Origin of the sequence: Chryseobacterium sp. 1B4, assembly GCF_036631475.1 — a bacterium.
Classification (GTDB): Bacteria; Bacteroidota; Bacteroidia; order Flavobacteriales; family Weeksellaceae; genus Chryseobacterium.
The window spans coordinates 30,439-54,232 of the sequence record NZ_JAPNUF010000009.1 but is presented as its reverse complement, the minus strand read 5'-3'; the positions used below and the strand labels follow the sequence as shown (position 1 = coordinate 54,232).

The 23,794-nt window shown below is 39.0% G+C and carries 14 protein-coding genes, 2 rRNA genes and 3 pseudogenes; 10 read left to right on the top strand and 9 right to left on the bottom strand.

Annotation, left to right across the window (positions count from 1 at the left end):
- Positions 1-149: 149 nt before the first annotated feature.
- Positions 150-2,902, top strand: a 23S ribosomal RNA gene (locus tag OWR28_RS19335).
- 169 nt (positions 2,903-3,071) lie between these two features.
- Positions 3,072-3,179: ribosomal RNA gene (gene rrf, locus OWR28_RS19330) — 5S ribosomal RNA — on the top strand.
- A gap of 421 nt (positions 3,180-3,600) precedes the next feature.
- Here rrf and OWR28_RS19325 read toward each other — a convergent pair.
- From OWR28_RS19325 to OWR28_RS19305, 5 genes are all read right to left on the bottom strand, one after another.
- A complete protein-coding gene (locus tag OWR28_RS19325; protein ID WP_332388107.1) occupies positions 3,601-3,723 on the bottom strand; it encodes a hypothetical protein in 123 nt (40 codons plus the stop codon).
- Between the two features lie 872 nt (positions 3,724-4,595).
- Positions 4,596-4,718 (bottom strand): hypothetical protein, encoded by a 123-nt coding sequence (locus tag OWR28_RS19320; RefSeq protein WP_332388105.1) that lies wholly within the window; start codon positions 4,716-4,718, stop codon positions 4,596-4,598.
- A gap of 218 nt (positions 4,719-4,936) precedes the next feature.
- Entirely contained in the window at positions 4,937-5,059 is a 123-nt protein-coding gene (locus tag OWR28_RS19315; RefSeq protein ID WP_332388104.1) for a hypothetical protein, read from the bottom strand.
- Positions 5,060-5,899: 840 nt separating this feature from the next.
- A complete protein-coding gene (locus OWR28_RS19310) occupies positions 5,900-7,528 on the bottom strand; it encodes a carboxyl transferase domain-containing protein (RefSeq protein WP_332388103.1) in 1,629 nt (542 codons plus the stop codon).
- 14 nt (positions 7,529-7,542) lie between these two features.
- Positions 7,543-9,792, bottom strand: a complete 2,250-nt coding sequence (locus OWR28_RS19305) for a DUF7948 domain-containing protein (RefSeq protein WP_332388102.1) — start codon at positions 9,790-9,792, stop codon at positions 7,543-7,545.
- Positions 9,793-10,182: 390 nt separating this feature from the next.
- Here OWR28_RS19305 and OWR28_RS27155 point away from each other — a divergent pair.
- The 3 genes and pseudogenes from OWR28_RS27155 to OWR28_RS19285 all read left to right on the top strand — a co-directional run bounded on the left by OWR28_RS27155 (position 10,183) and on the right by OWR28_RS19285 (position 12,904).
- Positions 10,183-11,057: pseudogene (locus OWR28_RS27155) on the top strand (DMT family transporter).
- Between the two features lie 13 nt (positions 11,058-11,070).
- Positions 11,071-12,153 carry a putative type IX sorting system protein PorV2 gene (locus OWR28_RS19290; RefSeq protein WP_002983666.1) on the top strand — a complete coding sequence of 361 codons (1,083 nt, stop codon included), beginning with the start codon at positions 11,071-11,073 and terminating at the stop codon, positions 12,151-12,153.
- Between the two features lie 10 nt (positions 12,154-12,163).
- On the top strand, positions 12,164-12,904 hold the full coding sequence (locus OWR28_RS19285; protein ID WP_332388101.1) for a hypothetical protein: 741 nt from the start codon (positions 12,164-12,166) through the stop codon (positions 12,902-12,904).
- A 405-nt stretch (positions 12,905-13,309) separates the two neighbouring features.
- Here OWR28_RS19285 and uvrC read toward each other — a convergent pair.
- Together uvrC and OWR28_RS19275 are read right to left on the bottom strand one after the other, a co-directional pair.
- Positions 13,310-15,102, bottom strand: a pseudogene (gene uvrC, locus OWR28_RS19280) (excinuclease ABC subunit UvrC).
- 85 nt (positions 15,103-15,187) lie between these two features.
- Positions 15,188-15,949 (bottom strand): hypothetical protein, encoded by a 762-nt coding sequence (locus OWR28_RS19275; RefSeq protein ID WP_332388100.1) that lies wholly within the window; start codon positions 15,947-15,949, stop codon positions 15,188-15,190.
- Between the two features lie 130 nt (positions 15,950-16,079).
- Between OWR28_RS19275 and hutH the strand changes: the two are divergent.
- The 4 genes and pseudogenes from hutH to OWR28_RS19255 all read left to right on the top strand — a co-directional run bounded on the left by hutH (position 16,080) and on the right by OWR28_RS19255 (position 19,713).
- Positions 16,080-17,566 (top strand): annotated as a pseudogene (gene hutH, locus OWR28_RS19270) (histidine ammonia-lyase).
- 129 nt (positions 17,567-17,695) lie between these two features.
- Positions 17,696-17,968 carry a GNAT family N-acetyltransferase gene (locus OWR28_RS19265; protein WP_332388099.1) on the top strand — a complete coding sequence of 91 codons (273 nt, stop codon included), beginning with the start codon at positions 17,696-17,698 and terminating at the stop codon, positions 17,966-17,968.
- Positions 17,935-18,141, top strand: coding sequence for a GNAT family N-acetyltransferase (locus tag OWR28_RS19260; RefSeq protein WP_332388448.1), 207 nt, complete (start codon positions 17,935-17,937; stop codon positions 18,139-18,141). Before OWR28_RS19265 ends, OWR28_RS19260 begins: the two co-directional genes overlap by 34 nt.
- Positions 18,142-18,231: 90 nt before the next feature.
- Positions 18,232-19,713 carry a S8 family peptidase gene (locus OWR28_RS19255; RefSeq protein WP_332388098.1) on the top strand — a complete coding sequence of 494 codons (1,482 nt, stop codon included), beginning with the start codon at positions 18,232-18,234 and terminating at the stop codon, positions 19,711-19,713.
- Positions 19,714-19,773: 60 nt separating this feature from the next.
- On the opposite strand, the gene ygiD is transcribed toward OWR28_RS19255, so the two are convergent.
- Together ygiD and OWR28_RS19245 are read right to left on the bottom strand one after the other, a co-directional pair.
- Entirely contained in the window at positions 19,774-20,601 is an 828-nt protein-coding gene (ygiD, locus tag OWR28_RS19250; RefSeq protein WP_332388097.1) for a 4,5-DOPA-extradiol-dioxygenase, read from the bottom strand.
- 79 nt (positions 20,602-20,680) lie between these two features.
- Complete coding sequence (locus tag OWR28_RS19245; protein WP_002983653.1) at positions 20,681-21,193, bottom strand: YceI family protein; 513 nt, start codon at positions 21,191-21,193, stop codon at positions 20,681-20,683.
- A gap of 336 nt (positions 21,194-21,529) precedes the next feature.
- Here OWR28_RS19245 and OWR28_RS19240 point away from each other — a divergent pair, with 336 nt between their 5' ends.
- The gene (locus OWR28_RS19240; RefSeq protein ID WP_332388096.1) at positions 21,530-23,761 is read left to right on the top strand and encodes a DPP IV N-terminal domain-containing protein; all 2,232 of its coding nucleotides are present in this window, start codon (positions 21,530-21,532) and stop codon (positions 23,759-23,761) included.
- Positions 23,762-23,794 lie beyond the last annotated feature (33 nt).

The following is a 23,794-nucleotide window of genomic DNA, read 5'->3' as shown; positions in this document are numbered from 1 at the left end:
TTTGGAAGTTTGATTTAAAAGTTACGGATGGAGCCAACAACAACATCTGTTGATCAGACTGAAAGAAAGAAATAAAGATCATTGACATTAACGGTAAAGACATCACAAAGAGAAAACCGAGCGCATAAAGCGCTTGAGTAACCAATAGGAAAGAAATCGTTAAGGGCGTATGGCGGATGCCTAGGCTTTCAGAGGCGACGAAGGACGTGGTAAGCTGCGAAAAGCTGCGGGGATTGGCACACACGAATTGATCCGCAGATATCCGAATGGGGCAACCCGGCATATTGAAGATATGTCACCTCGTAAGAGGAGCAAACCCGGAGAACTGAAACATCTAAGTACCCGGAGGAAAAGAAATCGAAGAGATTCCGTAAGTAGTGGCGAGCGAAAGCGGATTAGCCCAAAAGTCTTTATATATTTAGAAGAATGTTCTGGAAAGAACAGCCAAAGACGGTGATAGCCCGGTATTCGAAAGGTATATATTGATGATAAATGAGTAGGGCGGGACACGTGAAATCCTGTCTGAATATGGGGGGACCATCCTCCAAGGCTAAATACTCCTGAAAGACCGATAGTGAACAAGTACTGTGAAGGAAAGGTGAAAAGCACTTCGAATAGAAGGGTGAAATAGAACCTGAAACCGTACGCCTACAAGCGGTCGGAGCAGCATTAAGCTGTGACGGCGTGCCTTTTGCATAATGAGCCTACGAGTTAATTTTACTAGCGAGGTTAAGGTATTAAGTACCGGAGCCGAAGCGAAAGCGAGTCTGAATAGGGCGGTGAGTTAGTAGGATTAGACGCGAAACCTTGTGATCTACCCATGGGCAGGTTGAAGCTCTGGTAACACAGAGTGGAGGACCGAACCGGTTGACGTTGAAAAGTCTTCGGATGACCTGTGGGTAGGGGTGAAAGGCCAATCAAACTGGGAGATAGCTCGTACTCTCCGAAATGCATTTAGGTGCAGCGTCGATGTTAAGTTTATTAGAGGTAGAGCTACTGATTGGATGCGGGGGTTTCACCGCCTACCAATTCCTGACAAACTCCGAATGCTAATAAATGTTCGTCGGCAGTGAGGGCATGGGTGCTAAGGTCCATGTCCGAGAGGGAAAGAACCCAGACCAACAGCTAAGGTCCCCAAATATATGTTAAGTTGAAACAACGCGGTTGGACTGCATTGACAGCTAGGATGTTGGCTTGGAAGCAGCCATTCATTTAAAGAGTGCGTAACAGCTCACTAGTCGAGCGGTCCGGCATGGATAATAATCGGGCATAAACATATTACCGAAGCTATGGATTTATAATTATTATATCTGGTAGGAGAGCATTCTATTTGCGCCGAAGCAGTACTGTGAGGTATTGTGGAGCGGATAGAAAAGAAAATGTAGGCATAAGTAACGATAAAGCAGGCGAGAAACCTGCTCACCGAAAGACCAAGGCTTCCTCAGCCATGCTAATCAGCTGAGGGTTAGTCGGGACCTAACGCGAACCCGAGAGGGGTAGTGGATGGACACAGGGTTAATATTCCCTGACTTGCTCACAATAAAAGGGGACGGTTGGATGTATCTGCTGGAGACTGACGGAATAGTCAAGGCCTAGCCTTCGGGCGAAGCTGCTGTAGAGTAATCTGATCCAAGAAAAGCCGAAGTGAAGCAACCCGTACCAAAACCGACACAGGTGGTCGAGGAGAGAATCCTAAGGTGCTCGAGTGAGTCGTGGCTAAGGAACTAGGCAAAATAGTCTCGTAACTTCGGAAGAAGAGACGCCATCAGCAATGGTGGCCGCAGTGAAGAGGCCCAGGCGACTGTTTATCAAAAACACAGGACTCTGCTAAATCGAAAGATGCTGTATAGGGTCTGACACCTGCCCGGTGCTGGAAGGTTAAGGAAGGTGCTTAGCGTAAGCGAAGGCATTGACTGAAGCCCCAGTAAACGGCGGCCGTAACTATAACGGTCCTAAGGTAGCGAAATTCCTTGTCGGGTAAGTTCCGACCTGCACGAATGGTGTAACGATCTGGGCACTGTCTCAGCCACGAGCTCGGTGAAATTGTAGTATCGGTGAAGATGCCGATTACCCGCAATGGGACGAAAAGACCCTGTGAACCTTTACTATAACTTCGTATTGACTTTGAGTAAGTAATGTGTAGGATAGGTGGGAGGCTTTGAAGCAGGCACGCTAGTGTTTGTGGAGCCGTCGTTGAAATACCACCCTTTACTTACTTGGAGCCTAACTTCCTATGGAAGGACATTGCGTGGTGGGTAGTTTGACTGGGGTGGTCGCCTCCAAAAGAGTAACGGAGGCTTTCAAAGGTACCCTCAGCACGCTTGGTAACCGTGCGTAGAGTGTAATGGCATAAGGGTGCTTGACTGTGAGACCTACAAGTCGATCAGGTGCGAAAGCAGGACATAGTGATCCGGTGGTTCCGTATGGAAGGGCCATCGCTCATAGGATAAAAGGTACTCCGGGGATAACAGGCTAGTCTCCCCCAAGAGCTCACATCGACGGGGAGGTTCGGCACCTCGATGTCGGCTCGTCACATCCTGGGGCTGGAGAAGGTCCCAAGGGTTGGGCTGTTCGCCCATTAAAGTGGCACGCGAGCTGGGTTCAGAACGTCGTGAGACAGTTCGGTCTCTATCTATTGCGGGCGTTAGATGTTTGAGAGGGCTTGATTCTAGTACGAGAGGACCGAATTGAACAAACCTCTGGTGTATCAGTTGTACCGCCAGGTGCACCGCTGAGTAGCTACGTTTGGAAGAGATAAGCACTGAAAGCATATAAGTGCGAAACTCGCCTCAAGATGAGACATCTTTTAAGGGTCGTTGTAGATGACGACGTTGATAGGCTACAGGTGTAAAGACAGTAATGTCATAGCCGAGTAGTACTAATTACCCGTAGATTTATAGTCTATGGTTACTGTATCGAAAATAAAAAGACAAGTTCTTTATGCGCAGAAAAGGTTTTGTCTTTGTGAAAGTTTTTATCGCTTAAAACAGATGTCAGATGTAAGACATCAGATAACAGACCATACAATCTGAAATCTGAGATCTCCCCTCTGATATCTTATATACCTTCTTTAGGGTGGTTTTAGCGGTGGGGCTCACCTGTTCCCATTCCGAACACAGAAGTTAAGCCCACCAGCGCCGATGGTACTGCTAACGCGGGAGAGTAGGCCGCCGCCAGTTTTTATTTTATTTTTAAAAATCCTTTATCATAACGATAAAGGATTTTTTTGCTTTATACCCAAGACAGGCTTAAGCTATGAGTAATGAGTAATGAGTAATAATTGATGAATGATAAACGATACACCAATCACTCATTATTTATCATTCATCATTTATCATTCATCATTTATCATTCATCGTTTATTGTTCATCATTCATCGTTTATCCCACGTTGTCACTCCGCAGGAGTCTAAACAATGCATTTACATTTGAAATTATAGTTCATTATAAATCTTAAGCATCCAAAGCCTTTATGACCACTCAACTCTGGGACCCTGAAGCTCTGATAACTAAGCCTGGATTCCTGCGAATGACATAATTGGAACAGGGGTAAGGCCATTGAAACAGAGGGTATTTATAACTTACGGTGTATAACTCTTTATTAGTTCCATCCCAAACCCAGAAATCCATACCCCGGAACCCGTATCCCGGGTCTTGTAACATCATTCATCATTGATCTCTTATCAGTAAATGATGTACTGCTGTCACTATTACCGTTTATCATTCCCTCCACGTTGTCACTCCGCAGGAGTCTAAACAATGGATTTACATTTGAAATTATAGTTCATTATAAATCTTAAGCATTCAGAGCCTTTGACCACTCAACTTCGGGACCTGAAGCTCTGATAACTAAGTCTGGATTCCTGCGGAATGACACAACTGGAACAGGATTAAGGCCATTGAAACAGAGGGTATTTATAACTCACGGTGCATAACTCTTTATTAGTTCCATCCCAAATCTCAGAAGCACATACCCCGGAACCCGTATCCCGAACCCCGGTTCCATCATTAATAACTTGTCATTCATCGTTTATCATTTACCACTCATCACATCCTCCCTTGTCACTCCGCAGGAGTCTAAACAATGCATTTACATTGAAATTATAGTTCATTTATAATCTTCAACATTCAGAGCTTTTATGACCACTCAACTCTGGGACCCTGAAGCTCTGCTAACTAAGTCTGGATTCCTGCGGAATGACATAATTGGAACAGGATTAAGGCCATTGAGACAGAAGCATTATAACCCATGGTTTCAACTTTATAATTTATGGTATGGCTTAAAACTCAGAAGCACATACCCCGGAACCCGTATCCCGAACCCCGGTTCCCATCATTAATAACTAATCATTCATCGTTTATCATTTACCACTCATCACATACCCCCTTGTCACTCCGCAGGAGTCTAAACAATGCATTTTACATTGAAATTATAGTTCATTATAAATCTTCAACATCCAAAGCCTTTGACCACTCAACTCTGGGACCCTGAAGCTCTGATAACTAAGCCTGGATTCCTGCGGAATGAGACAACTAGAACAGGGGTAAGACCATTGAGACAGAGGGTATTTATAACTCACAGTGTATCACTCTTTATTAGTTCCATCCCAAACCCCAGAAATCCATACCCGGAACCCGTATCCCGAGTCTTGTAACATCATTCATCATTGATCTCTTATCAGTAAATGATGTACTGCTGTCACTATTACCGTTTATCATTCCCTCCACGTTGTCACTCCGCAGGAGTCTAAACAATGCATTTTACATTTGAAATTATAGTTCATTATAAATCTTCAACATTCAGAGCCTTTGACCACTCAACTCTGGGACCCTGAAGCTCTGATAACTAAGCCTGGATTCCTGCGGAATGACATAAGTGGAACAGGATTAAGACCATTGAGACAGAAGCATTATAACCCATGTTTTATAACTCTTTATTAGTTCCATCCCAAATCCCAGAAATCCATACCCGGAACCCGTATCCCGAGTCTTGTAACATCATTCATCATTGATCTCTTATCAGTAAATGATGTACTGCTGTCATTATTACCGTTTATCATTCCCTCCACGTTGTCACTCCGCAGGAGTCTAAACAAGCCATTTACATTTGAAATTATAGTTCATTATAAATCTTAAGCATCCAAAGCCTTTGACCACTCAACTTTGAGACCCTGAAGCTCTGATAACTAAGTCTGGATTCCTGCGGAATGACATAATTGGAACAGGGTAAGACCATTGAGACAGAAGCATTATAACCCACGGTTTACAATTTTATAATTTATGGTATGGCTTAAATCTCAGAAACACATACCACAGAACCCGTATCCCGAACCCCGGTTCCCATCATTAATAACTTATCATTCATCGTTTATCATTACCACTCATCACATACCCCCTGTCACTCCGCAGGAGTCTAAACAATGCATTTTACATTTGAAATTATAGTTCATTATAAATCTTAACCATCCAAAGCCTTTGACCACTCAACTCTGGGACCTTGAAGCTCTGATAACTAAGCCTGGATTCCTGCGGAATGACATAAGTGGAACAGGATTAAGACCATTGAGACAGAAGCATTATAACCCACGGTTTACAACATTATAATTTATGGTATGGCTTAAAACTCAGAAGCACATACCCCGGAACCCGTATCCCGAACCCCGGTTCCCATCATTAATAACTTATCATTCATCATCCATTCATCATCATAGCCCCGATAGCAATGGTTACCCCGCAGCAAGCGCTGAGACCCTCCGGCTTCGCTCAGGGTGGCAGCGCAGGCACGAGGAGTAGGAATGGATAGCGGGAAAAAGCTCCTAAGGATAAAACTGGTTTTAAGTATAAATAAATACGGCTATCTCAAACTGAGATAGCCGTATTTTTATTTTGTTATTGTTTTATCAGACCTGAATTACTCCCAGATTGAATTTTTCTGTAATAGGAGAATGGTTTGCTGCTTCAATTCCCATAGAAATCCATTTTCTTGTATCCGCCGGATTGATAATAGCATCTGTCCATAATCTTGCCGCTGCATAGGTAGCCTCGGTTTGTTTCTGATATTTCTTTGAGATAGTATCCAGAATTTCGTTGTGCTCTTCTTCTGAAATTTCTTTTCCTTGTTTCTTTAACGTTGATTCCTGAATCTGGGCTAACACCTTTGCGGCTTGCGCTCCACCCATTACTGCGAGATCAGCCCAAGGCCACGCCACAATTAATCTCGGGTCATAAGCTTTTCCGCACATTGCGTAATTACCTGCTCCATAAGAATTCCCGGTAATAATGGTAAACTTAGGAACTACGGAATTGGAAACTGCATTTACCATTTTAGCACCGTCTTTGATGATTCCACCATGTTCTGACTTGGAACCTACCATAAATCCGGTAACATCCTGTAAGAAGATTAAAGGGATCTTCCTTTGGTTACAGTTGGCAATAAATCTTGTAGCTTTATCGGCAGAATCAGAATAGATTACTCCCCCGAACTGCATTTCACCCTTACCGCTTTTTACCAGTTTTCTCTGATTGGCTACAATTCCTACAGACCAGCCGTCAACTCTTGCTGTTGCACAGATAATGCTTTTGCCATAATCAGGCTTGTATTCTTCATATTCAGAGTTATCCACAATGCATTTGATAATTTCGTAGGTGTCATATTGTTCAGCTCTGGATACCGGCATGATCCCAAAGATGTTTTCAGGATTTTCTTTTGGCGGAAAGCTTTCTATTCTGTCGAAACCGGCTTTCTCAGTTGTTCCGATAGATTTCATGATATTTTTGATTCTGTTCAAAGCATCTTTGTCGTCTTTCGCTTTATAATCGGTAACGCCTGAAATAGAGCAGTGAGTGGTAGCACCACCCAATCTTTCGTTATCTATACTTTCCCCGATAGCAGCCTTTACAAGATAGCTTCCGGCAAGGAAAATAGAACCCGTTTTATCTACAATCATAGCCTCGTCGCTCATAATGGGAAGGTAAGCACCTCCAGCCACACAACTTCCCATAACGGCAGAGATCTGGATGATTCCCATGGAACTCATTTTAGCATTATTTCTGAAGATTCTTCCGAAATGTTCTTTATCCGGGAAAATTTCATCCTGCATAGGAAGATAAACCCCTGCAGAGTCTACCAGGTAAATAATGGGAAGCCTGTTTTCCATGGCAATTTCCTGGGCTCTCAGGTTTTTCTTTCCGGTGATAGGAAACCATGCGCCAGCCTTCACAGAAGCATCATTAGCAACAATAATACATTGTCTTCCGGAAACGTAGCCGATAACTACTACAACTCCTCCGCTAGGGCATCCCCCGTGCTCCTTATACATGTCATATCCCGCAAATGCTCCTACTTCTATGGAATCAGAATCTTTATCGAGAAGATAATCTATTCTTTCTCTTGCTGTCATTTTTCCTTCATCACGAAGCTTTTGAAGCCTCTTCTCACCACCTCCTTTTTTGATCTCAGTAAGTAAGCGATTTATTTCAGATAATTTTAGTCTGTTCTGATCTTCACGTTTATTGAATTCAATGTCCATATACTTATTTAGATTTATTTTTTTAATACTTTTCTGACTGCTTTACTGTTGTCTTCTAACAGTATTTCAACAATATAATAGCCTTTCGCTAAATTACTCATATTAATTTTAGTATGACTCGTATTTATGTTTTTGAAGAATGTTTTATTTCCTTCCATTGAATAGACGGATACTTCAAGTATTTTTTTATTAAAACTTAAATGTAAATCATCTGCAACAGGATTAGGATATATTCGTGCCTCAGTATGGTTTGATTCTGAGATGCCAAGTGTATTGTCTGCAAGTTTGGTAAGAAAGGCATCAAAACTTCCTCCTCCATATGTGTTGGAAAATCCATTAAATGCAATACCACTGGTAGAACTTGTATAACCTGCAAAATAGATATTCTTCTGGGCATCTACAGAAATAGAATAGGGTTGGTCATTACTGGTCCCTCCGAAATAAGTTGCCCATTCTCTGTTGTTTCCATTGAATTTTGCTACAAAAGCATCAGCATAGCCACCATTAAATGTGTTATCATACCCCTGATAAGCAATTCCTGTAGTAGAGCTTGTCTGACCCAAAAGATAAATCTCCCCGTTGCTTCCGAAAGTAAGATCGTTGCCGACATCTGCTTGTTCACCACCATAATAAGTGCTCATTATGCGAGCTCCGTCTGAACTGAATTTGACCAGCATAGCATCAATATTTCCACCATATGTACTTTGAAAGCCGTTGTAGGAAATATTATTGTTTGAATAAGTGGCACCTACAGCGTAAATTTCATTATTGCGGATTTTAATATTGTTAAAATATTCCATAGAATCTCCCCCGAAATAGGTACCCCATAGTCTTACTCCATTGGAATTGAATTTCACCAGCATAGCATCCTGAGTATCCGAAAAAACAGGTTTATGGGTTCCTGAAGTAGCGATATTGGTTGTGGAGCGGGTAACACCAGCTATATAAACATTATCGTTCTCATCTACTGCGCAGGCCTCAGCTTCATCAGATTCATTACCTCCATAATAGGTTCCCCATTGTCTTATCCCATTGCTGTTGAATTTAACAAGGAAACCGTCACTGCTTCCTCCCAATGTGTTCTGATGGCCGGCATTCGCAATATTGGTTGTAGAAAATGTATATCCGGATAAATAAATATTGTTATTGGAATCCACTGCACAATGCCATCCATAATCCATATTTGTACCCCCATAATAAGAACTCCAGATCCTGTTTCCATCCGGATCAAATTTAGCAATAAGAGCATCAACAGCTCCACCTCCAAAAAAACTTTGATGTCCCTGATAGGCTATATTGGATGAAGAAGAGGTCCAGCCTGAAGCGATCAGGTTATTATTACTGTCAATAGCTGCTCCTATAAAATTTTCGTTACCGCTTCCCCCGAAATAAGTAGACCATAATCTTTGTCCAGCGGGATTGAATTTAACGATTAGTCCATCAGTCTGCCCTCCTAAAGTATTCTGAAAGCCCCCTGAGGCCATTCCTGTAGAGGAACTCTTACCAAGAGCATATAAGTTCCCTTGCTGATCAAGGAGGGTTTTATAAAAAATATCATCGGAACTGCCCCCGTAATAAGTACTCCAGGCAACACTTGGATCTATGACAAGGTCTTTACTTTTATCATATTCATCCACTGAAAAACTAACAATATTTCTATTGAGCTTAAAGCTTGTACTGATTTCTTTTGACTGTTGAAAACTAACCGGTTTTTTTTCTGTAATCTTTCCAAGCTTGGTATTTAAAGAAAGACTCCCATCCTTTGAAAGGGAAATTTTTTTTGCGTTATCTACTTCCAGCTGAATCTCTGAAGGGTTACCGCCAGGCTTTACAACAAAATCATACTTGATATGATTTTCATTGATGTAGACGATCCAGTCTATATTTTTATAAACTTCTTTAAATATTATTTTTTTATATCCAAAAGTTTCAAGTTTCTCATGATCACTGTAAAAGAAAAACGGACTTTCGTTTTTTTCTTCAGTACTTACTGAGGATAATTTATTTGAATTTTTTAGCTGAATATCTATTCGATGACTTTTAAACTTACCATCAGTAAGCTGGTAAGTGATTTTATTATTCATTAAATAAATATTGATAGACTTATTTTTGTAATAATATTTTATTTTATCGGCTCCTGTTCCGGTAAGTTGCCCTTTATTTTCTATAAAAAGATGGTAGTCGGCTGCGGGTAAGGTATTGCTTTTAAAATAAGAAAAAAAGATGAAAAATAATGGTAAAATAGTTTTTTTTAAGATGGTCATAATTGCTTGTCTATTAGTGTTTTAAATTATGAAATATTTAACAGAAAAATACTTTTTTATGCTATGTTTTTTCTAACTTTACGTCAGAGTAATGAGGGATAATGTCCCTGTAATACTCTAAGTTCCTAGTTTATTTTTTTAATAGTTTATTATTTGAAGGCCCTGAAAGTTCAACAAATTTTCAGGGTTTTTTGTTTTTGGCTATGAAAATACAATATGCTGAAAACAGTCTGCAAAATAATATAATATGCATATATGCTCCAATTTAAATTACATAAAATGACCTCAATTACAAAATTGATAACAGCTTATAGAATGAAGTGAAATTTTTATAAGATTTGTGAAAGCCTATTTGTAAATTTGCATCTTAAAAATAAAAGAAGATAGGGTATGCATAAATTGGCACTTTTCAGGCTGCATTTAATAGTTTTTTTATGGGGGTTCACTGCAATTTTAGGAAAATTGATTCATGCCAATGCTCAGATCCTTGTATTTTACAGAATGCTTTTTGCCTCTGTTTTTCTTTTGTATTCATCCGTGTTTTTAAGAAGGAAAGTATAAAGGTTTCAAAAAATATTTTTTCAGCTGGCTGCCATAGGTTTTGCGATGGCGCTGCACTGGTATTGTTTCTTTTATTCTATTAAAGTTTCCAATGTCTCTATTGCACTGAGCTGCCTTTCTTTATCTACACTCTTTGCCTCGGTTCTGGAGCCCATTATTTTCAAAAGGAAAATTGATATCTCTGAGGTGGTGATGGGAGCAGTTATCGTGGCTTGTATTTTACTCATCTTCAAAACGGAATTTCATTTTAAAGAAGGGATTATTTACGGAATTCTCTGTGCAGTATTCGGGACCATTTTTTCTGTTTTTAACGGAAAAATGTTTGGAAAAACAAGCTCAGGAAACATTATTTTTTATGAAATTTTCTGTGGTTGGTTTATTTTGATGCTATTTTATTTGCTTTCGGGACAAATTTTTCAGATAAATGAAATAAACTACAGGGATTTGGCGTTAATATGCTTGTTAGCCAGTGTTTTTACTGCTTTTCCAATGCTTGAGTCAGTAAAATTAATGAAGTATATATCACCTTTTACTTTAATTTTAACAGTTAATTTGGAACCTGTCTACGGAATTATACTAGCTTTTTTATCTTTGGGGAATCAGAACATATGAGCCCCATATTTTATATAGCTTCAGGTGTTATGATACTGGCAATCATTGCAAATGGATTAATTAAAGCCAGAAAAACTAAAAACTTAAACTAAGCATCAAATTTATATGATGAAAAAATATTTTTTATTTGCATTTTCACTGCTGTTTGGGCTCTCTCAATCTCAGATTATCAGAAAATATTCCAATGAATTTTTAAATATCGGAGCCGGAGCAAGAGGACTTGCAATGGGAGGAGCCGTCATTTCCAATCAGGATGATGTGTACGCTCCCATGTGGAACCCGGCAGGTTTGATGTCTGTGGAAAGAGACTGGCAGGGTGCTGCAATGCACGCGGAATACTTTGAATCCATTGCAAAATATGATTATCTGGCTTATGCAAAGGTACTGGAAGAAGGTGTTTTTGGGGTTTCGGTTGTAAGACTTGGGGTAGATAATATTTTGAATACAACCCAGATGATTGATTCTGAAGGGAATATTGATTATGATAAAATTACAAAATTCTCCCAATCCGATTATGCAGCTATTCTTTCCTATGCTTTCAGACCGGGCGGAAATCCAAAATTAGATGTTGGGGTAAACGCAAAAATTGTTTATAGAAATGTAGGGAAATTTGCCAATGGTTATGGTTTTGGTTTCGATGTGGGAGCAATTTACAAGGCAGATAACGGATGGAAATTCGGGGGAATGGTGAGAGATATCACTACAACTGTAAACTTCTGGAGTGTGAATCAAAAAGAACTTTCAACGGTTGTCAATGGAGAAGAATTCAACCCGGCGCCAAAAGATAAAATGGAACTTACCATGCCTAAGTTGAATGTGGGTGCCAGTAAATTATTTGAAATCAACAGCAGTGTATATGTACTTCCGGAAGCCGGACTGAATGTAGATTTTGCCAAAACGGCTTCATTGATTTCAACAGATTTTGCAAGTATCAGCCCTTATGCAGGAGCTGAATTAGGATATCAGAAAATGATTTTTGTGAGATTGGGGATCAACAGATTCCAATCCATTACAGATATAGAAGATCTTAAAAGAAAGGTTTCTTTCCAGCCAAGTGCAGGCCTTGGAATCAGGTACAGAGGGCTTACACTGGATTATGCGATTACGAATTCTGGCATAGGCGGATCTAACTTCTATTCCAATTTCTTCTCATTAAAGCTGGATATGGGAGCATTCAGAAATGATTAAAATAATTAAAATGAAAAAGTTATCAATGGTAGTGTTAGCCGTATGTTCTACAATGGCTTTTGCACAAAAGGTTTCAGATTATAAATATGTAGCTATTCCCGAAAAATTTGAAACATTTAAGGAGGATTATGGGTTGAAAAACTTTTTCACCAAGGCTTTGACCGGGAAAAAGTATATAATTCTGCCTGTCATTAAAGATAGATGGCCTGCAGAAGCTAAAAGTAATTTCTGTAATGTGGTCACTGCTGATATCATTAATGATAAAAATCTGTTTAAAAATAAATTGATAGTACAGTTTAAAGATTGTAATAATAATATGATTTTAGAGTCTAAGGGCGGCTCAAAAATCAAAGAGTTTGAAGAAGGCCTGCAGGATGCATTAAGAGAAGCCATGATTAAAATCCCGGTTTCTAATCCTGCTGCATTATTACCGGCATCTGATAATAATGCTCAGCGTACATCTTCTGAAATTGTTTCAGCTGTATCTGCTTCAAATTCAGAAGCCAGCAATTACTCGAATGGCAAGCTGGAATTGCAGAAAATACAGCTTGATCCAAATCAGTTTATTCTGGCAAAGTCTGGTAGTTCAGTGCCGTTTGCTGTTTTCAAGGCAACTTCCAAGGATTCTGTTTTCATTGTAAAGTTATCTGACGGAACTACAACCATAGGCTACTTTGAAAACGGAAATATCGTGATTGATATTCCTCAGGCTGATGGTAAATATGCTAAAGAAGTGTATGCAGCAAAATAATAAAAGTACTCTAAACAATAAGTATAAAGGCTCTTGAAAAAGAGCCTTTAATAATATATATGCTGATGTGTTTTTCAATTTTGATAGGGAAACCTTACTTCCTGAATATAGAAGTTAGTGTCATCCACAATAGTAACAAAAATTTAACAGATTTATAAAAACAGAAGAATCTTCATAGTATTACTGTTATTAGTTGATAATACTAATTTATGAAAAAAATACATATAATACTGTTTTTAAGTAAAATATTTATTAATTGATGTTTTTTGTTGTTATATTTTCTTTGTATTTAAAGAAGTATAGGTTTTTTGTCTCATATTGATGAAATAGGGAATCAATATAAGATCACATAAAAATAGATACGTTATTTGTGGAAAAATTAAACTAAAAACATTGTGCTGTTCATTAATTTGCATTAAAAAACTCCCAGATTACTTTAGCTTTACTTTTCCCCAGAATTTCTTCAAGGGTTTCCAGATTGGCTTCTTTGATGCGTTTTACAGACTTCAGTTTAGACAGAAGCAGTTCAATGGTTTTTTCTCCCACACCAGGAATTTCTTCCAGTTCAGATTTTATGGTAGAGTTTTTCCTTCTCGTTCTGTGATGTTTTACCCCGAACCGGTGAGCTTCATCACGTACACGCTGAAGGATTTTCAATGTTTCAGATTTTTTATCCAGGTACAACGGGATAGGATCTTCCGGGAAGAAAATCTCTTCCAGTCTTTTGGCGATACCTACAATGGTGATTTTTCCGTAAAGCCCCAGTAATCTCAGGCTTTTTACTGCAGAAGACAGCTGTCCTTTTCCACCGTCTATCAGGATCAGCTGCGGAAGGTTTTCACCTTCATCAAGCATTCTTTTATAACGGCGATAGATAACCTCTTCCATTGTTGCAAAGTCATTAGGTCCTTCCACTGTTTTCGGATGGAAAATCCGGTAATCTGCTTTACTTGGTCTTCCGTCTTTGAAAACAACACATGCTGATACAGGATTAGTTCCCTGAATATTGGAGTTATCAAAACCTTCAATATGCCTTGGCTCTACCGGCATTCTCAGAAGCTTCTGCATTTCGGCCATGATTCTGTTGGTATGTCTTTCCGGGTCTACAATCTGAACCTGTTTCAGCTTTTCAAGACGGTATTCTTTAGCATTCTTTTCTGAAAGCTCTACAATTCTTTTCTTATCTCCTACTTTAGGAACAATCAGTTTTACATTGGGAATTTCCACAGATAAATGGAAAGGTAAAAGAACTTCTTTAGAATCGGAAGAAAACTTCTGACGGATTTCTATCAATGCTTCTTCCATAATATCCTCATCGGTTTCTTCAAGGATTTTTTTATTTCTGTAGTGAAACTCTGAATGATATTTCCGTTTCGGATTTTAAAGAAATTAACATAGGCCGCTGTTTCATCACTGGCCATTCCAAATACATCCACATCATCAATATTCGGGTTTACGACAGTGTTTTTAGCCTGATAATCCTCAAGAATATCCAGCCTTTCCTTAATGATCTGGGCTTCTTCAAATTTAAGATTGGAAGCCAGCTTCATCATCTGATTCACCAGATACTCTTTGGCTTTCCGGAAATCTCCTTTAATAATTCCGCGGATGGCATCTATCTTTTCATCATAATCTTCTTTGCTTTCAAGATCTTCGCATGGGCCTTCACAGTTTTTGATATGATATTCCAGACACACTTTATATTTTCCTTCTGCGATCTTGGCCGGAGAAAGATTCAGGTTACAGGTTCTGAGTTTGTAAATATGCTTAATGGTATCCAGTAAAATCTTTGCAGGACGTACCTTTGCATACGGACCGTAATATTCGGATCCGTCTTTAATTACATTTCTGGTCAGGAAAATTCTTGGAAAATCTTCATTTTTAATACAGATCCATGGATAGGTCTTGTCATCTTTCAGCATGACATTATAAAACGGCTGGTGCTCCTTGATCAGATTATTTTCCAGTAAAAGGGCATCATATTCACTGTTTACAATGGTTGTTTCCAGACGCTGGATTTTGCTGACCATTATTTTGATCCTGTATCCGGAAAGGTTTTTGTTGAAATAAGAGAGAACCCTCTTTTTCAGATTTTTAGCTTTCCCCACATACAATAGCTGTTCATTTTTATCATAATAACGATAAACGCCGGGTTCGGATGGTAAGGTTTTGAGCTGTAGTTCTAAAGAAGGATTCATACAACAAAATTAAGGAAACTTTCCCTATTTAAAAAAGAAAACCTGCAGATGACTCTACAGGTTTTATTTTATGGTTCAAAGTATTTTATCCGTTTGCCATTGCAGTATATTCACTTACAAGAAAGCTAAAGTAATCCCATTCCACAGAATTTTTAGGATACTTTTTCATAAATTCGGCATTGTCTCCAAAAAGAAAATCATAATTGTCTTCAAAATCATCTTTATGCAGCCACATCACTTTGTTGCCCTTTTTTACATAATAGGACTTGATCACTCCGCCTCCAAGCTGTGGAGAACCCATTACAGAAAACCCTGTAGTTTCTTTAGCCCTGGGATCGTGGTATACTGAAATAATGTCATCAAAACCTGGATTGATAACCTGCATCAGGAATTCCTTATCATCTTTTTTGTTCTTTAGAGAAACAGTCTGGTTGACAAAATAAATTCTGTCATTATTGGTGTTTTTCGTCAATTTCTTAGTTCCGAAATTTCTGATATTCCCCATGTATTTTGCCACTTTTGCAATCTTCTCCGCATTGCTTGGATATACATACATCTCATTGATCTGTTCCGCATTGAAAGTAGCATTCTTTTTGGTAACACTGTCTTTAATAGCGACTTCGTAGATCTGTCCTTTTTTGGTTTCAATCTTGTTACAGAAACCTTTGTAGGTAGTTCCGTCTTTTAGGATGATGGTAGATGTTTTCTTAGGAGATGGAGTATTAAAACCTTCATTAAAAAGGTAAGTTTCCATTTTTTTGATATCCTCTTTAGAATATTTTACTTTCTGCGCGAAAGCAGTTGTGCTTGCCACACATACAGCAAGAAGTAGAGTTTTCAGTCTCATGTATTATTGTTTTTAATTTTCGGGGCTAAAAATAGTAAATTAATTCGCTTGTTTTATAAAAATATAGAAGATTGAAATTTAGCTTTTCCAATTATTGTTAAATGTGTAATTTTAAGGAAATTTTTTAGAAATGATATACGGGGTAGATGTTTTTACATTCCATGATGTTCTGGAAATATGTAAAAAGCCTAATAAAGCAAAGCTGAACAAGGCTGCAAAAGAACAAATTTTAAAATCTCAGAAAAACGTACAGAAAATAGTAGAGTCAGACAGATGCGTATATGGAATCAATACAGGTTTCGGGCCATTGTGTGATACTAAAATTTCGGCTGACGAGACCGCTCAGTTACAATATAACCTGATCATTTCTCATGCGGTGGGCGTTGGGAAGCCTATTGATAAAGAACTTTCCAAAATTATGATGATTGCCAAGGTTCATGCCCTTTCAAAAGGATTTTCAGGAGTCTCCCTGGAAGTTATTGAAAGGATGATCCTGATGCTGGAAAAAGATATCATTCCGGTCGTTCCTGAGCAGGGATCTGTAGGAGCTTCGGGAGATCTTGCTCCGCTGGCTCATCTGGTATTGCCTTTACTTGGTTTAGGACAGGTTTGGGAAGGAGAACAGGTGTCCGATACTATGGAGGTTCTGAAGAAACATGACCTTGAACCATTGGCTTTAGGACCTAAAGAAGGATTGGGATTGATCAACGGAACTCAGTTTATCCTTGCTCATGCGATCAAAGGACTTGAAAAATTTGAATACTTATTAGATCTTGCAGATATGACTGCAGCCATGAGTATTGAAGCGTACAGGGGGTCTGCAAGCCCTTTCAAAAAGAGCTTCACGAGATCAGGCCTTTTGAAGGCAGTAAAAAAGTAGCCGCAAGAATGCTTAAATTCTTAAAAGGGTCAGAAAACCTGAAAGCTCACGAAGATTGTGAGAGAGTTCAGGATCCTTATTCTATGAGATGTGTACCACAGGTTCATGGTGCAAGCAGAAATGCTTTTGAACACCTCAGAAGTATGGCGGAAACAGAACTGAACTCCGTAACAGATAACCCGATTGTTCTAAGTGCTGAAGAATCTATTTCAGGAGGAAACTTCCACGGACAGCTGATGGCGCTGCCTTTAGATTATGCTACATTGGCCGCGGCAGAATTAGGGAATATTTCAGACAGAAGAAGTTATTTACTATTGGAAGGAAAATATGGACTTCCAAGATTATTAACGGAAAGCTCAGGATTAAATTCCGGATTCATGATCCCTCAGTATACTTCTGCAGCGTTGGTTACAGAAAATAAAACATTGTGTTTCCCGGCATCAGCAGACTCTATTCCTACAAGTTTAGGTCAGGAAGACCATGTTTCTATGGGAAGTATTTCGGGAAGAAAATTCAATCAGGTACTTGGAAATCTGGTCAACATTCTGTCTGTGGAGCTGATGTTTGCAGCGCAGGGGCTTGAGTTCAGAAGACCATCCAAATGCTCTAAAATAATTGAAGAAAACTTCGCGATTCTTCGTTCTAAAGTTGCTAAGCTTGAAGATGACAGATTAATCGGAAAAGATATGCTCGCAATTGCTGAGTTAATTAACGAAAGAAAATTTATTGTCAACTAATATAAATAAAACAAAGGCTTCCGAAAGGGAGCTTTTTTGTTTTCTAATAAATGCCTGGTTTTAAACCTTATAGGTTTCAAAAACCTATAAGGTTTTATTCTACTCACATTAATCTTTAAACCCAACAAAATGTATATACTCAGAACAGATTCTGCCAACACAGATTTTCAAACTCTTGTAAAATCCCTTGATGCTGCTTTATCCGAACATAATGGTGAAAATGATGAGTTCTTTGCTCAATTCAATACAATTGATACCATCAAAAACTGTATCGTAGCCTATATTGATAATATTCCGGCAGCCTGCGGTGCATTCAAACCGCTTTCAGAAGATACCGTAGAAATTAAAAGAATGTTTACCCATCCGGAATTCAGAAAAAAGGACTGGGCTCTGCTGTTGTAAAAGAGCTTGAAAACTGGGCTGCAGAACTGAATTTTAAAAAAGCAGTCCTGGAAACTTCCAGGGATCTTAAAAATGCAATCTCAGTATACGAAAAAAGCGGGTTTAGCAGAATATCCAATTATGGGCAATACATTGGCGTTGAGCAGAGTGTCTGCTACGAAAAAGTACTGTAATTAATATTCCTGTAATGCTAAATTCATTTTTTTTAAGTCTTTAATTCCTGTTAAAGTGTTATATTGTGGCTCCAACCAAAATTATAACATATGAAAAAAACTGTATTCCTACTGGCTATATTTTTTGCCTTAAACTCGTGTTCCAGAGAAGAACTTCAGAATGAAAATGTAAAAACAGAAATGGCTAAGAAAGATCCTTTGACTGCAAAACAGATCAATGAAAGGATCAATCAGGCTATAAAAACAGATGGTACTTTCAACTGGAAGAATGAATCTGACCATTTGATATGGAGTGCTGTTTTCCGCGGAAACAAAATGGTATCAATCGGTTTTGGAGCTTCAAAGGACGACTTTGACAGAAGTAAATCTCCAAACAGCAGCGATATGGAGAAAGAAGTCCTTTCTGTGATCAGAAAATATGAAGGAAAAGACGAAAGAAATTTTCTTCTCCTTTCAGATCAATATCTGAATCAGATGGATGTTGTCATTGAAAACGAGGAAACCATCACTGCTCTCCGGCAAATGAAAACGATCCGATATGTAGAGCCGGCAGACTATCATTATTTTGAATTTGAAGCTCAATATAATACTGCTGCAAAGTCTTCCGGAAGTGGTTCATCAGGATGTGGCTTTTCTTCCGCAACATTAAATACAGCAGATTATACCTCTACAACGCCTAGTGCAAAAATTCCATGGGCTTTTACTAAACACAATATTCCTGAAGCCTGGAGCTACAGTACTGGAGCTGGAGTAACCATCGGGCTTATTGATACAGGAGTTTCGCCGGAACAGACTTTACTGGGCAGCAGCTTTAACAACGGAGCTTCTTCAGGCAGAACGATCAGTAAATATGGAGTATATAATTCTGACGGATCAGGAGATCAGTGCGGACACGGAACGAAAATGGCTTCCGTAATGGCGGCTCCGAGAAATAATGCAGGATTACCGGTAGGGGTCGCTTACAATGCCAATCTGATTGCTTACAGAGCAGCAGAAAATGTTGTCCTGGAAACTTCCAGTGAACAGACTGCTGTAAAAACGGCTTTCACAGAACTGGGTAATAATACCAATGTGAAGATCATTTCTATGTCGATGGGACATATTTTCTCTGTTGGAAAAATTGAAGATGGAGTTAAATATGCCTACTCAAAAGGAAAACTGATTTTCTGTGCGGGAGGAACTTCTACCAGTTTCACTAGTTTTGTCGGAGTAATTTTTCCTGCATCCATGCCGGAAACACAGGCGATCACAGGAGTAAAGGAAAATACGTCCAATCAGAAGTGTAATGTCTGCCACTCAGGAAGCCAGATCGATTTTACCTTCCAGATGGAGAGACCTTCAGGAAACACCGTTCCCGTTCTGAGCTATTACAACGGACAAGCAGATTATGTGGGTGGTTCTTCCGTAGCTACAGCAGCTACAGCAGGAATTGCAGCATTGGTTTGGGCTAAAAATCCGTCATGGACAAGAGAGCAGGTACTTACTAAAATGAGACAGGCTTCCACCTATTATTCCAATGTAAATTCAAGCTACGGCTACGGAAATATCAATGCTTTAAAAGCTGTACAATAAAAAATAGTCTTATAAAAAAAGAAATACCCCGGCTGGGGTATTTTTTATTTAATGTTCATATTATCCAATCCTTACACTTGTCATACTCAGTGAGCCTCCGATAAGCTCATCATTGAATAAAGTAAGATCTTCAGACTGATCTTTTAATCCTAAAGTATAAAGCAACGGAAGGTAATGATCAGGAGTAGGAACGGCATATTGCAGGAAAGTACCCTGTTTATGATAATCGATGATATTCTGAAAATTGCCGTCAAGAAGCCAGTTGTTGGTTTTCTCCCGTGCCTCCACTGCCCAATCCCAGCCGGCACCTACTGTATTAATGTTTTTCCAGTCGATAAGACGGAGATTATGAACGATATTTCCGCTTCCGATGATCAGAATGCCTTTTTCACGAAGTTTATTAAGCTTTTTAGCAAGGTCATAATGATACTGCGGAGGTTTTGTATAATCGATGCTCAGCTGGATCACAGGAATATCAGCATCAGGATACATATGCTTGATTACAGACCATGCGCCATGATCCAGCCCCCAGCTGTGGTCTTCCTCTACATCAGCAGGAAGAAGAAGTTCTGCTGTTTCCTTGGCCAGCCCAGGACTTCCCGGAGCAGGATACTGTACATCAAAAAGTGCTTTTGGAAAACCATAAAAATCGTGGATGGTTTTCGGCATATCCATAGCCGTTACAAAAGTTCCGTCTGTATACCAATGGGCAGAAATACAAAGGATTGCATTCGGTTTGGGAATTTCTGAAGCCGCTTTCCGGAATCCCTGTACAAATTGGTTTTCTTCAATGGCATTCATAGGCGAACCGTGTCCAAGAAATAAAACAGGCATTCTCTGAGTGTTTTTAAAACCGCCGCTTATGTTTTGAAGATCATTGAGGTTCATAATATTGAAGATTATAAAAATAATAAAGGTTCAAGGCTTTTAGACAAATCCCTGAACCTTTTATATTATATGTTGTTAATTATGCTTGTTTTACAAACTGTAATTCACCAGCTACTTTTACATCATCACTTACCATTACACCTCCTGCTTCAAGAGCTGCATTCCAGTTTAACCCGAAGTCTTTTCTGCTGATTTTTCCTTCAAAAGAGAAACCTGCTTTTGTATTTCCCCATGGGTCTACATTAATTCCTCCGAAATCTACGTCAAGCGTTACAGGTTTTGTAATTCCGTTGATGGTAAGATTACCTACAACAGTATTGTTTAATGCCTGAGATTCAAAAGTGATTGTAGGATGTACCTCAGCGTTGAAAAACTCAGCTGACTTTAAGTGGTTGTCTCTGTCCGTATTGTTTGTAAATACAGAATCCGTCTGAATAGTAGCTGTAGTTTTTGCATTTGCAAAGAATTCGTCTTCAGAATCAATTTCAGCGGTGAAAGTTCTGAAACTTCCTTTTACGTTAGAGATCATCATGTGTTTTACTTTGAAAGTAATTTCACTATGCGTAGGGTCTAAAATCCATTTTGTTGCCATTGTATTTTATATTTTTTGTTTGTTATTAATGATGCAAATTTAGGATAGCGTACCTATACAAGTCATTGATATAGGATAAGAAATGAACTTTTTTTGTCAATCGTCAATTTCGCTTTACAAGTGAATGGTGAATACTATCTTTCCAATAATTTAAAATTGACAAGCGCAGCGGATTGACTATTCACAATTGCTTATTTAATCCCTTTTAAAAAATCTACTATTAAGTTAAGAAATAATTTCTTTCGATGCATGAATTCCATTTTATGAATGTTTTAATTTAACGTTTCTTAACGAATGGTTTTTATTTCTTATTTTTGGAGGATTCAATTTTATACAATGAAATTACATAAATTTTCTTTATTGATGCTGGTTTTAGGCAGTTCAGCATTTGCCCAGACCCAGAAGTTTACCATGGCGGAGGCTGTAAACGGGATGAGAACCAATCTTGCGGTAAAAAATATCTCCCAGTTTTCATGGGCTGCAGACGGAAAGTCTTACATACAGGCTGTGAAAGGCGGTTATCTGATTACAGATCTGAAAACCAATAAACAGGATACTCTGGTATCCCTTACCCAATTGAATAAACAGTTTACAAATGATAAGCTGAAAGCTGTTCCTTCTATAAGATTCACAGGAAATTCCAATGGTTATTTTACTACCGGTGGTAAAATGTCATGGATCGAAAAATCCGGAAATGACTGGAAAGTAAAGAGTACTGCTGTCATTGATCAGGATGCAGCCAACGTAAAAATGTTTGGTGATAACCAGACCTTTGCTTTCACTGTAAAGAATAATTTATTTATAAACAAGAATGGAAAAACGATTGCTGTAACTAATGAAACCAACGAAAATATCATCAGCGGCCAGGCAGTTCACAGAAATGAATTCGGAATTGATACAGGAATTTTCCCTGCGCCCAATTCTGAGAGTGTAGCATTCTATAAGATGGATCAGAGCATGGTAGCAGATTACCCGATCATCGATTGGTCTGTAACTCCTGCTGTTAATCACAACATCAAATATCCGATGGCTGGGCAGACTTCTCATCAGGTAACATTAGGTGTTTTCAATATTAAAACACAATCTACTACTTTTTTAAAAATTGAAGGGGAAAAAGATCAGTACCTGACAGCCGTTACCTGGAGTCCGGATTCAAAATACATTTTTGTAGGAGTTCTGAACAGAGGTCAGAACCATATGAAAATGAACCAGTATGACGCTGTTACGGGAGAATTGGTGAAAACGCTGTTTGAAGAAACAGACAGCAAATATGTAGAACCGCAGCATCCGCTTACTTTCTTCCCGAACTCCAACACAGATTTTATCTGGCAGAGCCAGAGGACAGGATATAATCATCTGTTCCATTACAGTCTTGAAAAAGGATTGGTAGCACAAATTACAAAAGGAGACTGGCTGGTAACAGATATTTTAGGGTTCAATGAAAAGAAAAAGGAAATTTATTTTACCTCTACAAAAGAGACTCCTTTGGAAAGACATTTATACAGAATCAACTGGACGAATTTTAAGATGCAGAGACTGGACAGTGCAGAAGGGATGCATACCGGAACTCTGAGCAGTGACGGGAACTACCTGTATGATGCTTACAGCAATGCCAATTCACCCAGAGTTGCCAATATTATCAATACAGCCAATTTAAAGACTACCAACATCCTTACTTCTGAAAATCCATTAAAGAATTATCAGAGACCGGAAATCAAAAATGTAGAATTAAAGGCAGACGACGGGACTCTTTTGTATGGAAAAATCATTCTTCCGACAAACTTTGACCCCAATAAAAAATATCCGGCTATTGTTTATCTGTACAACGGACCACATTTACAGCTGATCACAAACAGCTTCCCGGCTTCAGGAAACCTTTGGTATGAATATATGGCTCAGAACGGATACATCATCTTTACAATGGACGGAAGAGGTTCTTCCAACCGTGGAATGAAGTTTGAGCAGGCTGTATTCAGAAACCTGGGAACTACAGAAATGAATGACCAGATGAAAGGAGTAGAGTACTTAAAATCCCTTCCTTATGTAGATGGAGACAGAATGGGAATCCATGGGTGGAGCTTCGGAGGATTTATGACGACAAGTTTCATGCTTCGCAAGCCGGATGTATTTAAAGTAGGAGTAGCAGGAGGACCGGTAATCGACTGGAGCATGTACGAGATCATGTATGGGGAAAGATATATGGATACCCCGCAGGAAAATCCTCAGGGATATGCTGCAGCAAATCTTCTGGATAAAGTTCAGAACCTGAAAGGAAAATTACTGATGATCCATGGAGCGCAGGATGATGTGGTAGTATGGCAGCATTCTATCAAATTCATCAAGTCTGCTGTTGATAACGGAGTTCAGCTGGATTATTTTACCTATCCGGGGCATCCGCATAATGTAATCGGGAAAGACAGGGTCCACCTGATGCAGAAAATCACAGATTATTTTGATTTATATCTGAAAAATAATAAAAAAGTCCAGCCGGAACGGCTGGACTTTTTTGATTTTCCCTTAATATTATTGTATAGACTGATTGAGATTGCTTCGCTTTGCTCGCAATGACACTCTCGTGTTATTAGTGATACATTAGTGCAA